Source organism: Bacteroidota bacterium, from assembly GCA_018266755.1.
Lineage (GTDB): Bacteria > Bacteroidota > Ignavibacteria > Palsa-1295 > Palsa-1295 > JAFDZW01.
Genome location: JAFDZW010000005.1, coordinates 1330966 through 1344286 on the forward strand (window position 1 = coordinate 1330966; position 13321 = coordinate 1344286).

At 56.8% G+C, this 13321-nt stretch carries 12 protein-coding genes and 1 other RNA gene; 8 read left to right on the top strand and 5 right to left on the bottom strand.

The annotated features are described in order from the left end of the window. Positions 1-2: 2 nt before the first annotated feature. Both JSS75_10330 and JSS75_10335 read right to left on the bottom strand, forming a co-directional pair. Complete coding sequence (locus JSS75_10330; protein ID MBS1904091.1) at positions 3-1625, bottom strand: DUF1501 domain-containing protein; 1623 nt, start codon at positions 1623-1625, stop codon at positions 3-5. A 28-nt stretch (positions 1626-1653) separates the two neighbouring features. Next, the gene (locus tag JSS75_10335) at positions 1654-3243 is read right to left on the bottom strand and encodes a DUF1800 domain-containing protein (GenBank protein MBS1904092.1); all 1590 of its coding nucleotides are present in this window, start codon (positions 3241-3243) and stop codon (positions 1654-1656) included. Between the two features lie 165 nt (positions 3244-3408). Between JSS75_10335 and JSS75_10340 the strand changes: the two genes are divergently transcribed. The 7 genes from JSS75_10340 to JSS75_10370 all read left to right on the top strand — a co-directional run bounded on the left by JSS75_10340 (position 3409) and on the right by JSS75_10370 (position 10482). Further along, complete coding sequence (locus tag JSS75_10340) at positions 3409-3918, top strand: GAF domain-containing protein (GenBank protein ID MBS1904093.1); 510 nt, start codon at positions 3409-3411, stop codon at positions 3916-3918. 103 nt (positions 3919-4021) lie between these two features. After that, positions 4022-5716, top strand: a complete 1695-nt coding sequence (locus tag JSS75_10345; GenBank protein MBS1904094.1) for a methylmalonyl-CoA mutase family protein — start codon at positions 4022-4024, stop codon at positions 5714-5716. An 18-nt stretch (positions 5717-5734) separates the two neighbouring features. Continuing rightward, the gene (locus tag JSS75_10350; protein MBS1904095.1) at positions 5735-5947 is read left to right on the top strand and encodes a hypothetical protein; all 213 of its coding nucleotides are present in this window, start codon (positions 5735-5737) and stop codon (positions 5945-5947) included. Continuing rightward, positions 5937-6263, top strand: coding sequence for a type II toxin-antitoxin system RelE/ParE family toxin (locus JSS75_10355; GenBank protein MBS1904096.1), 327 nt, complete (start codon positions 5937-5939; stop codon positions 6261-6263). The genes JSS75_10350 and JSS75_10355 overlap by 11 nt, the downstream gene beginning before the upstream one ends. Before the next feature lie 60 nt (positions 6264-6323). After that, positions 6324-7208 carry a decaprenyl-phosphate phosphoribosyltransferase gene (locus JSS75_10360; GenBank protein ID MBS1904097.1) on the top strand — a complete coding sequence of 295 codons (885 nt, stop codon included), beginning with the start codon at positions 6324-6326 and terminating at the stop codon, positions 7206-7208. 3 nt (positions 7209-7211) lie between these two features. Further along, the gene (locus JSS75_10365) at positions 7212-8804 is read left to right on the top strand and encodes a hypothetical protein (protein MBS1904098.1); all 1593 of its coding nucleotides are present in this window, start codon (positions 7212-7214) and stop codon (positions 8802-8804) included. Further along, positions 8791-10482: a glycosyltransferase family 39 protein gene (locus JSS75_10370; GenBank protein ID MBS1904099.1), complete on the top strand. Its 1692-nt coding sequence runs from the start codon at positions 8791-8793 to the stop codon at positions 10480-10482. The genes JSS75_10365 and JSS75_10370 overlap by 14 nt, the downstream gene beginning before the upstream one ends. Before the next feature lie 40 nt (positions 10483-10522). Here the strand turns inward: JSS75_10370 and ffs are convergent. Continuing rightward, an RNA gene (gene ffs / locus JSS75_10375) (signal recognition particle sRNA small type) lies at positions 10523-10622 on the bottom strand. A gap of 283 nt (positions 10623-10905) precedes the next feature. Here ffs and JSS75_10380 point away from each other — a divergent pair. Beyond that, positions 10906-12099: an MFS transporter gene (locus JSS75_10380; GenBank protein ID MBS1904100.1), complete on the top strand. Its 1194-nt coding sequence runs from the start codon at positions 10906-10908 to the stop codon at positions 12097-12099. A 7-nt stretch (positions 12100-12106) separates the two neighbouring features. On the opposite strand, the gene JSS75_10385 is transcribed toward JSS75_10380, so the two are convergent. After that, positions 12107-12832 carry a hypothetical protein gene (locus JSS75_10385; protein ID MBS1904101.1) on the bottom strand — a complete coding sequence of 242 codons (726 nt, stop codon included), beginning with the start codon at positions 12830-12832 and terminating at the stop codon, positions 12107-12109. A gap of 8 nt (positions 12833-12840) precedes the next feature. After that, positions 12841-13308 (bottom strand): 2-C-methyl-D-erythritol 2,4-cyclodiphosphate synthase, encoded by a 468-nt coding sequence (locus JSS75_10390; GenBank protein MBS1904102.1) that lies wholly within the window; start codon positions 13306-13308, stop codon positions 12841-12843. Positions 13309-13321 lie beyond the last annotated feature (13 nt).

The window sequence follows — 13321 nt, forward strand, 5'->3', positions numbered from 1 at the left end:
CATCATCGTACACATTCGATCATTCTGCTCGCGAGGCCGAACGGGCTGCGAGCCGTCACAAGGTAAAATCCACTCGGCAGATCGAGCGACGCCGAGATCGTATGCGTCCCGGCCGCGAACGTTTGCGACGACACCTCCGCCACACGCTGGCCCGCCATGTTTGTAATCTCGATCGAGACATACGCATCGCGAGGAACATCCATCACGAGTGTCGTTTGCGACGAGAATGGGTTCGGGTAGTTCGACGTGATCGCGAACTGCAATTCGCTCATCCTCGGCTGCTTCGCCGCGTTGCTTTGCGACTGGATCACCTTCACCGGCGGCAACAGATCCACGTCGGGCAGATTCCTTCCGCCTTTGAGCAGCGTCCGGGCATCGTCGAGCGTCATGCCGTACCAATCGGTGAGTACATCGAGGTACACCGAACGAAAGTCGTTTTGGTAGGTCATATTCCCGTCTTCGTCGAGGTTCGACAGATCGAACGCCGTGCCGAAAATACCGCTATTGACCTGTGTGCCAAACACAAATTGTACGCTGGCCGCACCGTGGTCTGTACCGAAGCTGCCGTTTTCCGACGGGCGACGACCGAACTCCGAAACCGTCAGGCCGACGACACGATCGGCCAGGTTTAACCGGACCATATCGTTCATAAACTGTGCGACCGCGTCGGCAAGCGTGCCGAGCAGCGACGCATGTAATCCTGCTTCGGTCGTTCCGGGAATTGCCTGCGAGACGTGTGTATCGAACCCGCCCATCGACACGACATACACTTTTGTCTGCAAGCCGCCGGCGATCAGCGCCGCGCAGTTTGCCATTTGCTGGCTAAATCCGTCCGTCGCATAACTACCCTTGAGCATTGCTTTGCCTGCAGTGTAGCTATCCTTTACTCGTTGCGCATACTTATCCGAACGAGCGGCAATATCGGCGACGAACGCATACTCATTGGCATACGCCGTACCGGTCGCATCGGGATCGAGCGTATCGAGTGCGGAGCTGACTCCTTGCTGCTTCGTCGGGTCGCTGCCGACTTCGATGCCCATGCGTCCGACTTGCGCCTGAAGTGTCAGCGAGAACCCGCCGAACTGGATCGCAAGCGGATCGGCTGGAAGATCTGCCGGGAAATTCGGATACTTCGACGAAAGATAACGGCCCACCCAGCCGGTATCGAGCCTGTCGTTCGGGTTCGAGTCGTTCATGCCCGAGAGCCAAATGTCGGTCGAGCGAAAATGACTCAGGTTCGGGTACGGATATCCCACGTTCAGCACCACCGCCAGATTACCGGCGGACATCATGTTCGTGAATCCGCCTTTGTTGCCCGAGCCAAGCGCCGGATGAAACCAGGCGTCGCCGAATTTCACCGACTTCGACTTGACTACCGTCGGGTCGAGCGCGATGTTCGGCCGCAGGGCTGTATATGCGGGGTCGTCGATCGGCGGGATCGTATTGATCCCGTCGTTGCCGCCGAAGAGTTGAACGATGATCAGGATGCGATCGTCGGACTGTGTCGTCGGCAGTTGTGCAAGAAACTTCAACGGGCTCGATGCATGAACCGGCATCCCGCCGAGCATGATCGGTGCGGCTGCCGAAGTCGCAAGAGCTGACTTGAGAAAGGTACGGCGCTTCATGACAATATCGTTACTATCCGGTGAATGATCAGCACAACTGGAAATCGGGCAGCAAGGAGATCTCGGTGAGCACGTCGCGCATGTTCCGCGCGGCGGTCGCCGAACTCGTTGCAAGAATGGTCGGCCACTCGTAATCTTTGCTGGCGCCGTCGCCACCGACTAAGCGGCTGACAAGATCGTCGTGACGCTCCTGCGAGAGCGGACGCGGGATGAGCATCGCCGCCACATTCTCTATGAGCTTATTCGCGTCGTTGTTGTTCGGGAATTGCGAGATGAAGTCGAGGGTCTGCTGATCGGTCATTGCCGCGATCGCTGCCGATGCATCGGCCGAGCGTACGGGGAACGTGTTCGTCGTGATCCAGTCGTGCCAGCCGGTCCAGCCGCTCACGTTCGGTGGTTGGAAGATCGTTTGCAGCATGCCGTTCATGTTCGCCGACATATTCGTTGCGAACCCAAGCTGGCGCGCGAGGCCGATCACGAACTCCGCCGGGGTTTTGATCTGGGCCCCGATGTTCGCATTATCGAAAAAGTGTGCGCTCTTGAGCAGCGCGGAGATGACCGGCTTGATCTGCCAGTTGTTATCTTTTAAGATTTGCGCCATCGCTGCGATGACGGTCTCGTCCGTCCCGCCAGGATTACTATAGACAAAGAACCGGTAGATCTTACGGCAAATAAACGGCGCCACCGCATCCGCACGCTCGGTGAAGATCGTATCGATCAGCTTCGTGATCTCCCCTTTCTTCACAAGGTCTTCCGTATTCTCGGCATCGGAGATCGCATCGAACGTCACGCCGAGATACTGCTTGGCGCCGGTGTCATGATCGGTCGGCCGAAAGTACGGGACGAAGATCCCGTTCGGGTTAAACGCATCGTTGTAACGGCTCGCATGCCAGCCGGTGAGGATGCGCGATGCTTCTTTGACGTCGCCTTCGGAGTAATTGCCGAGGCCCATCGTAAAGAGCTCCATCAACTCGCGGCCGTAGTTCTCGTTCGGATGGCTTTTGTTATTGAGGTCGCCACCTAAAAATACGAGCATCGCGCCGTCGAGCGTAACATCGAACGCCATGTCCCGAACACTCGCGAGCGCCAACGCGCGGAAAAGACTATTCTGCCGGTATAAGAGCGGCGCCTGCACCCAATCGGTATTGTCAAGATTGAACTGCGTCGTGAAGTGTCCGCTCCAGAAGAGCACCATTTTCTCGACGATCGACAGCGGCGAGGCGATCAAGACATTGATCCACCATGTTCGCAGCGACTCGGTATCCGACGCCCACGTCGCCTTTAACGCTTCGAAGAGCGCGGAATCCAGTCCGGAAGGGCTTTCCGTGTCGTGATTGGCAACCGCAGGTTGGGCGGGACTGCTGGTGGTATTGAGTAATAGATCGACGGAATCCGACGGGGTCATGGCCATGAGCTGACTCATCTCGGCCCACTTCGGCATCATCATCGTCCGACGCAACAGATGCCCGACACGAATTGCATCCCATGGCGCAGACGCCGATGGCACATACGGTTCGAGTCCGGTCGAAAGTGTGCGGTTATTGTTCGGGGTGTACGAAGCCGAGGTTCTCGATCTCGTCGAAGCAAACGTGCCTGTGAGAAAGGCTCTGCGATCCATAAGTGATACCTCCGTCTAAATCCAACTCAAGCGTATTCCTAAAACCCAAATCCCACAGAGAAGTTACAGCGCACCTGTCGGCGCGTATCTTCGTTGTGAACATAGGAGTTTCGGGTAGGAAAGCTGCATAAATATACATAAATAGTTTTCGATTGATTCACCAGAATGTGGGCACACATAGATATTGACGGGCTCGATCCGCAAGCACGGTGGCACTCTCTGCGCGAGAGTCTTACGGGGCTGCTCTCGCCCGCCGATCATCCGATCACCGTACTTGCGAATGCCGCGGCATTCATTTATGAAACAACAGACCGCCTGAACTGGGCAGGCTTCTATCTGTTCGACGGGTCGCAGCTCGTCCTCGGACCGTTCTGCGGCAAACCGGCATGCACGTCAATCCGCCTCGGTAACGGAGTGTGCGGAACGGCCGCCGAGCGACGCGAGACCGTCGTCGTCGCCGACGTCGATGCCTTCCCCGGCCATATCGCCTGCGACGGAGCGTCGCGCTCGGAGATCGTCCTGCCGATGATCGCGGCGGACGGCAAGCTCATCGGCGTGCTTGACATCGATAGCCCGGAGCTCGACCGATTCGATGAGAACGACCGCCGTGGGCTGGAGCAATTACGCGATGTCGTCGTCGAGCGCCTGGCTGGTCGGGTGGTGCTGGCAACGTAATGGTATGCAATGACACCCAGAATCCCATCTCTCCTGCCCGCAACCTTCCCCAACCCCTTCTCGTTTTATGGCCTACGCCAATTTTCCACTCTGACAGAGACCTATGAAGAACGGGACTGCGACGAACGGACAGACGGGATTTGAACACTCTCCGGAATACCTGGAGGCCAAGAGCCGCTGGGAAGCGCGCAATGCAAAAGGCCAAACGACCGGCTGGAAGCACACGACGCTTTCCGGCAAGGCGCTCGATACGATGTACTTGCCGACCGACGGCTCGCCGAGCCAGTACATGGAGAAGCTCGGTTTCCCGGGCGAGTACCCGTACACTCGTGGCATCCATCCGAACGGCTACCGCGGAAAGGTCTGGACGATGCGCCAGTTCGCGGGCTTCGGATCGCCCGAGGACACCAATGCCCGCTTCAAGTATCTGCTCGCGCACGGGCAGACCGGTCTGTCCACCGCATTCGATCTGCCGACGCTGATGGGCCGCGACGCCGACAGCCCCTGGAGCGAAGGCGAGGTCGGTATCTGTGGCGTAGCGATCAGCTCGCTCAAGGACATGGAGCGACTCTTTGACGGTATCCCGCTCGGTGAGGTCTCGACGTCGATGACGATCAACTCGCCGGCTGCGATGATCTTCGCGTACTATCTCTGCGTCGCTGAAAAGCAAGGTGTTCCATTCGCCAACTTGCGCGGCACGTTGCAAAATGACATTTTGAAAGAGTACATCGCGCAGAAGGAGTTCATCTATCCGCCGCATCCGTCGATGCGCATTATTACGGATATGATCGAGTACTGCACGAAGGAAGTGCCACAATGGAATCCGGTCTCGGTGTCGGGGTATCACATTCGCGAAGCAGGTTCGACGGCTGCACAAGAACTTGCATTCACGCTTGCCGACGGATTTGCGTACGTCGAGGCGTGTATCGAGCGCGGAATGGATGTCGACTCGTTCGCTCCGCGCATCTCGCACTTCTTTAATTCGCACATCGACTTCTTCGAAGAGATCGCAAAGCTCCGAGCCGCACGCCGCATCTACGCCAAGCGTATGCGCGAAAAGTATGGCGCGAAGAACCCGAAATCCTGGACGCTGCGCTTCCATACGCAGACCGCCGGTTGCTCGCTCACGGCACAGCAGCCCGAGAACAACATCGTCCGTACCGCATTCGAAGCGCTCGCCGGTGTGCTTGGCGGCACACAGTCGTTGCACACGAACTCGATGGACGAAACGCTCGCCCTGCCGAGCGAAAAGGCCGTGAAGATCGCGCTGCGCACGCAGCAGATCCTCGCCTACGAGACGGGCGTGATCAATACCGTCGATCCACTAGGCGGTTCGTATTTCGTCGAAGCCGAAACCGACCGCCTCGAGGCCGAAGCAAATGCGTACTTCGATAAGATCGATGCTCTCGGCGGCGTGATTAATGCCATCGAAGCAGGCTTCTTCCAGCGTGAGATCGCCGATGCCTCATACCGCTATCAGCTCGAACTCGACAAGAAGGAGAAGTACATTGTCGGCGTGAACGAATTCGTCGAAGAGCACGAGACGATCGACATCCCGATCCTGCAGATCTCGCCCGAAGTCGAGCGCAAGCAGGTCCGCGAACTCAAGGAGCTTCGCGCAAACCGCTCGCAGGCCGATGCCGATGCATCGATCGCCGAGATCACCGAAGCAGGGTTCGGCCACACGAACCTCATGCCCGTCCTGATGAAGGCGGCACGCAACTACGTCACGCTCGGCGAGATGATCGACGCACTGAAAGTGCCGTTCGGCGAGTATGTCGAGTCGGTCGTATTCTAACTACGGAGACAAAGAGAAATGCACATCCAATTTGTCACAGACGCAGCCGGGAAGCAGCAAGCCGTACAGATTCCCATCCGGGAATGGAAGCAGTACGAAAAAGAACTGACGCAGCTTAAGCGAAAGGTTCAGCTCCTGACAGACCTGAAAGCCGCAGCGCGAGAGGTACGTCAGATCGAGGCTGGGAAATCAAGGGGCAAACTCCTGAAGAATCTTCTTGATGAGCTATAAGGTCGTTGCAACGGCCCGTTTCGAGAAGATGGCAAAGCGCCTTGCCAAGAAATTTCCATCGCTCATAAGCGACCTCACTTCACTGCTCCGGGTTCTTTCTGCGACTCCGGCTCACGGAACTCCGCTCGGTAAGAATGTTGATAAGATCAGGCTTGCGATTGCGAGCAAGGGAAAAGGCAAAAGTGGAGGAACACGAGTAATCTCGTATGTACACATCTCTGCTGAAACCGTATATCTTCTTGCGATCTACGACAAATCAGAAGTTGCCGCAATTTCGGACCGGGAGATCCTTCGTATGCTCGGGGACTTACCATGACAGAGGGTAAAATTCCGCCCCTCATACACCATGACCATGCTTCGCGGTATCTTTGAATAGATGACAATTACATCCTACATCAAGCTCCTGCGGCCGAAGCAGTGGATCAAGAACCTCTTCGTCTTTGCGGCGCTTGTCTTTAGCCACCATTTGTTCGATTGGGACTTCGTCCAGCTATCGCTGTGGGCGTTCGTCCTCTTCAGTGCGACAGCAAGCACGATCTACATCGTCAACGACATCGTCGACCGCGACCGTGACCGCGCACATCCCAAAAAACGGCATCGGCCGATTGCCAGCGGGGTGATCTCTGTTCCCAGTGCGATCTCGACGGCAATCATCGTCCTCGGTGTCGTCATCCCAAGTGCGCTCAATCTCCCGTTCAAGTTCGGCATGTGCCTTGCGATCTATTTCGTGATGAACCTCTCGTACAGCCTTTTCCTCAAAGAGGTCGTACTGATCGACGTGTTTGTCATTGCGATCGGATTTATGCTGCGCGTGGTCGGCGGCGCGTTCGTGATCGGCGTACCGATCAGCTCGTGGCTCATCCTGACGACGATGTTCCTCTCGCTGTTCCTCGGCGTGGCAAAGCGACGCGGCGAACTCGTGATGCTCGAAGCGAAAGGCGAAACAGCGAGCACCAGGAAGGTGCTCGAACACTACAGCATCGAGTTCACCGAACAGTTGCTGACGATCTGCGCGTCCGGGTTCGTCATCAGCTATGCGCTCTATACGGTCAGCGACCGCACCGTCAAGATATTCGGGACCGAGAATCTGATCTTTACGACGCCATTTGTCCTCTTCGGTGTCTTTCGGTATCTCTATCTGCTGCACAAGAAGAACCTCGGCGAAAACCCGACCGAGATCGTGCTGACGGATATTCCGATGATCCTGAACTTTGTCGCGTACGCGGCTTCGATGTTCGTCATCATTTACATGCACTCGTAACTCGTGTTTACCCGTCTGAAGACGGAGTTCATATTCGTTTTGGCGGGCATTGTTCTGCTCGCGGTTCTCTTCATTGCACAGCACCAAGCGCTCGAACGCAGCGGCGGCACGAACTATGCAGGCGCGATCGGCGTCCCGCTCGACGACGTCTATATCCATTGCCGCTACGCCGAGAATTTGCTTGCAGGGCACGGCTATTCGTTCAACTCTCCCCAGCAGGTCACGGCCGATACTTCTCCGCTTTGGGTCGTGCTCATCGCCGCCGGCGGCTTGCTAACGCATCATCTGGACGTTGTCGCCGTCATCCTGTCGTCTCTTGCCTGGCTGATGCTTGCGCCGGGGGTATTCCGCGTCGCAAGGGATGTATTCTCTCTCGGGAAATACCCATCCCTGATGGCAGGAATATTCATGTTGCTCAACGGTCGTGCACTGGGTCTGGCAGCGAGTGGGATGGAGACGTCGCTGGCGATCTTGCTGGCACTGGTGAGCGCCGAGGCACACATCCGATCGCGCGACCGTATGCAGCCGCGAGTGCGAGAAGCGATCATGCTCGGCCTCGGCATCCTCACGCGACCGGAGTTGATGCTACTGGCCCTCGTGTGCTTCATCGATTGGTTCGTGCTCTTGGCGAAGCGGAGGATACAATTTGCAGCGCTCTACTCCTATATCACTGCCTTTGCTCCGTTCGCAGTCACCTATATCGTGCTCCCCCTCGCGATCGAAGGATCGCTGAGCTACCACTCAAGTATCGTTCAAGGCTTTGGATTGCGCTTTCCGCCGGACTTCTACTATATTGTGCGCTCATTCTCGATCATTTTCGAGCAATACTTCTACATAGTGCTGTTCGCCATCCCGTTGATAGGTCTTGCCACCCGCGATTCGCAAGACACGATTTCGGATCGGCGAAGGACGCTCTTCCATCGCCTCGGCCTTCCGAGACTAACCCCGAGAACAGCCGTGCTGGCTGCCTTCTTCATTAGTCTGCCAGTGCTACAGTCGGTTGTGGCTCCCCAGTATCGCCACTTCGGCCGGTATGTCTTCGTCTTGATCCCCTTCGCCTGTCTCTGGGTTGCTGCGTTTGCGAGAAATCACAGACGGCAACAGGCGACAACTGTTTCTACTGCACGAGACAAGCTCGTTGGAGGGCTGGTGTTGCTCGTGCTCCTCGCGATAGCAAGCCCCGCATCGTTCAAGTGGATCGGCAACTACGCGGACTCCGTTTCGAATATCAACGACCAGCATCTTGCGGTCGCCGCGTGGGTAGATGCGAACTGCACCGCGAAGGATGTGATCGCCGCTGACGATGTCGGTGCACTCGGCTTTGTCGCGAAGCGAAACGTCATCGATCTGACGGGACTCGTCAGCCCGGCGATGTATCCGTTGCAACGTGACCAGCGCGACGTGTGGAAGGCCGCCCGAGCGCAGGGAGCGAACATCTTCATCATCTACACACGGCTCAACCCGAGTTTCTACGAATACGCGAAGGACTCGCTGGAGCTTGTTCGTTCGTTCACCGTTCGACCGCCGCTCGTTTCCAGCGCCGATACAACGATGAGAATCTTCCGTCTGAAAGGAGGTTCGTATGCCACTCGCTGAACGCAGACGCCGCCAACTAACCGGCGCGGGGCTCGTGATCGCGACGCTCGCGACACGATTGCCGTTCGCGACGACGATGCTCGCCGAATTCGACTCGGTCAACTTTGCGGTAGGCACTGTGCGATATAGTCTGGAGCAAGTAACTCCGCACTTCCCTGGCTACATCCTGCACATTCTCTTTGCGAAGCTGCTGCTGTTGTTCACCTCCGATACGAATCAGGCGTTCGTTTGGATCAGTATTCTTCTTTCGATCGGTTCAGTACTCTATCTCTGGCGTGCGGCTGCGGTGCTGCGGGGTGAGCGTGTCGGTCTGATTGCGGCGAGCATCTGGCTCGTGCTTCCGATATTCTGGTACTACGGCCTCGTGGCGACGGCATACGAGTACGAAGCGTTCTTCGCTAGTGCATTGCTCTATCATGGCCTGCGATTGATGCGCTCGCATACGAACCGTGTTCATTTTTTCGCACTCGTCATCTTGCTCTCGCTTGCCGGGGCGGCTCGGCAATCGAGCTTGTTGCTCTTCTTCCCGGCCGTGATGTATGCGGCGCTCGTCACCCGTCAGTCGGCAGGCCGCATCCTGCAAGCCATCGGTGTGTTCGTGCTCGTCACCGGTGTATGGGTCAGCGCGCTGTTCGCATACTGCGGCGGCGTGCTGGTGTACCTACATGCAATGAGTGCCGAGTCGATCTACCGCTCGCAGTCCTTCCTGTTCGGCAATTCGTTTACCGAGCACCTGGCAATCATGGCGAAATGCCTCGTATATCTCGGAGCCTCGTGTTTCCCATTGATCCTCGTTACGCTGTATGCGGCGATCAAATACCCGAAGCGTTTGCGAGCGTTCATGATCGAAGCACGCGAGCACGAGAGTTTCCGCATGGTGACCATCGTCGCCGTCCCCGCGCTTGCATTCTATCTCTTCATCTATTTTATGAAGGGCGGCTATCTGCTCACGCTCATGCCGAGTATCGTTCTGGCCGGGGCCGTGCTCATCGACCAACTGTCGATCTGGCATGCGTACGACATCAAGACCGCCCCCGGGAATGCGCTGCTGCTGACACGGCCGATCATCACACGACGAGTCCTCATTCTCACATTCCTCGTTGCCGCAGTGAGTATCGCGTGGTTCGTCACACCGTTCCCCGGCAACGATCAGGCGTCGTTCGATCGCGCGTTCGCACACGATGCATTCGGCGCACGACGCTCCTCGCTCCCGAAACAGCCGGGAGCATTGCGGTACGCGCTCGATCGTGTATTGGCTTTCACATCGCTGCAGTCTGCACGCGAAGGTGATGTCTTACATTCGACCATGCTTCGTACACTCCGGGACGAAGCCCGCAAAGGAGAAATCACCATCTTGGATACGTGGTGGCATCGGTGGGAGTACTACTATCTTCCCGGTTCGTTCTCGTACGACATTCGTGACTACGGCGGACGCGATACCATCGCCGTTGGGCGTTCGATCGGCTATCTGCGCACGATGGACTTGCCGCAGGTGATGATACTGCCGAGTACGTCTTCTGTCTTGCTCGTCATCCCTCGCGAGCATCCTGCCTTCGCTGATCTCGCAGCCCAAGTCCACCTCGAACGCCTTCCGATATCGGACGGACTGGACATCTGGCGCATTACCGATTCCAGCTTCCACTTGAATTGGAAAAATCGGGTATTCGTCAAGCGATAAAAAAAGCCCGCAACGCGGAGCGTTACGGGCTGTGGACAATTGAGGTCAAGCGGTCCGCGTCACACTGAAACAATCGCTGAGAGCTGCTACCTTCCGGTCCTGACTCGGTTAGGCGCGTCTTAGTTGCGCGGGACTTGACCCCAAACTCTTCAATTCAGGGGCGGTGATAACGCCGGAAGCCGTGCGTTCGTTTCCGACTCCACGTAATCGATAGTAACTCAGTGCCCGTTCAAAAAGAAGTCATCCTGAGCATCGCGAAGGATCCCTGTGGCGGAGCCTCACTGCGTTTGATCGAGGGATTCTTCGCGTTGTTCAGAATGACATGGTAGATAACGTCTAACACTGTGCCACTCTCCCATCACTTCCCTCGAATCAATTTCCCTCATTCGCTGTATTTACACCTTCGCAACGCGAACGATACGTATGTTTAAGAACAAGGCTCTCATCCCGATCTTCATTGTCGTGCTGGTCGATCTGCTCGGCTTTTCGATCATCCTGCCGCTCTTGCCGTTTTATGCACTGCAATTTCATGTCAGTTCGGAAGCGATCGGCATGATCGCCGCCGTGTACTCCATCTGCCAGTTCGTTGCCTCGCCGATTCTCGGCTCGATGTCCGATCGTTTCGGTCGCCGGCCCGTGCTCATCTATTCACAGCTCGGCTCGTTCATCGGGTTTATCCTGCTCGCGCTCGCAGGCAATGTCTGGGTCATTGTGCTTTCGCGGATCATCGACGGTCTTAGCGGTGGCAATATTACGATCGCGTCGGCGTATGTGGCCGACGTGACCGATCCGAAAGACCGAGCCCATTCGATGGCGCTCATCGGGATCGCGTTCGGCATGGGCTTTCTGTTCGGTCCGCTCCTCGGCGGCGAACTGGCACATGCCTACGGCACTGCAGCACCGGCGTATGCGGCTGCGGCGATGGCGCTCACGAGCACGCTGCTCTCGATCTTCTATCTCAAGGAGCCTGCCGTTCATCGAAGCGGAGATCATAAGAAAGGCTTCGCGCAGTACACGCAGGCAATCAGCTACTTCAAGATCAAGAATCTGCGCACGATGCTCCTGATCTTCTTTTTCTTCGCGCTGCCGTTCTCGATCTATGTGTCGATGTTCTCGCTCTACGCACATATCGAACTCAATTTCACGGAGCGCGAGGTCGGACGATTTCTCGCATACGTCGGGTTTCTCGGGATCATTTATCAAGGAGGCGTCATTCGTCCCCTGGTCAAGAAGATCGGCGAGCTCTCGCTGCTACGCTGGGGGTTGTTGGCAATGGCCGTCGGCTTACTGGGCATTGTGCTGGCCGAGACTTGGCAGCAGCTCGCCCTCGTCGCACTGGTATTCTCCTTCGGTACGGGCGTCACTCGCGTCGTGCTCTCGAGTTTAGTGAGTCAGTTAGCGCCGCCGGATAAGAAGGGCGGCGTGATCGGTGTTTCGGCAAGTATCGAAAGCTTCACCCGTATCCTCGGCCCGCTCGTCGGCGGCTGGATTCTCGGGACCATGCACCCGAACTACATTGGATATATCGGCGGCGCCATGGCGCTCGTCGGGTTCTATCTTGCCTTTACCGTCCACCGCGACTCGAAGAAGCTCGAAGCGGAAATGATCGTGGACTGATTCAGACCTATCGCTTCTTTGCAGGAGGACGGATCATGAACGACGCCTTTTGCGGCAGCTTGCACAGCGCCTCCAAGGTGTCTATCTCCGTGAACCGGACCGGCCACTCCGCCCCATCCGGAATAATAAGACATGGCGGTTTGATCGACGACTGCACTATGTTCGGCGACAGCAGACGGAAATGGAATTGGTGACCGATAAAATCCTTGTCCGGCGCCGTTGGTTTCTTCGGATGCCGGTCGCGTTGCCCACGGTCCGGATTGATCGCAAACGTCACGGTCGTTCCTTTTCGATTCTTCACGATCTCCACACCGGTCGGGCCGACCGAATCGATCCGCGCCTGGTTGTGCGACAATGCACCCCACCAATATCGTTTCACCGAGTCGACGGTCGATGTCGTCACTGCATTGGTGACCCATGCCTGCGTGTCGATGATCGTATCACTCGTGATAATATGCCGGCTGCGGGCGAGATACTTCCAGTTCTGAGGGATGAGGGAATCGTCGTGTCGAAGTGAATCGAGCATCTTCCGTCGATCGATCCGTGCCGTATCGTGCGTATGCTCGCCATCCTCGCGGGCCGCAAGTTCGTCGAGCATCGTTACCGGGAATACCCATGATTGACGGATCGTGTAGCTTCCGTCGTCGTGTGGAATCAGATCGAGGTATATATCAATGCATCCACTGAGCGTAGTGGTCAGCACGAACGCAAGGACAACACAAATGGCTCTCATGCAGATACTTAGGCAAGCTGACAGACCGCATACGCTGCCACACCTTCTTCGCGGCCGACAAACCCAATCTTCTCACTCGTTGTCGCTTTGACCGACACTTGTTCCGGCGTAATTGCGAGCGCCGCAGCAATTTTTGCGCGCATCTCGTCGATATGATCGCGAAGTTTCGGCCGTTCGAGGACGACCGTCGAATCGATGTTCACGATCCACGCGCCCTTCGTTGCGATCATTTCACCGACCTCGCGCAGAAGCATAAGCGAATCAGCGCCGCGATACTTCGGATCGGTATCCGGAAAGTGTTTGCCAATATCACCCAAGGCCAGCGCACCGAGCAATGCATCCATAATGGCATGCAGCAACACATCGCCGTCGGAATGTGCAACTGTACCGAGCGGAGCGTTCTCGAAGGTGACGCCGCCGATCACCAGGCTTTCACCCGGCGCAAGACGATGAATATCGTAACCGAATCCGATCAAGGCGTGGAAATGT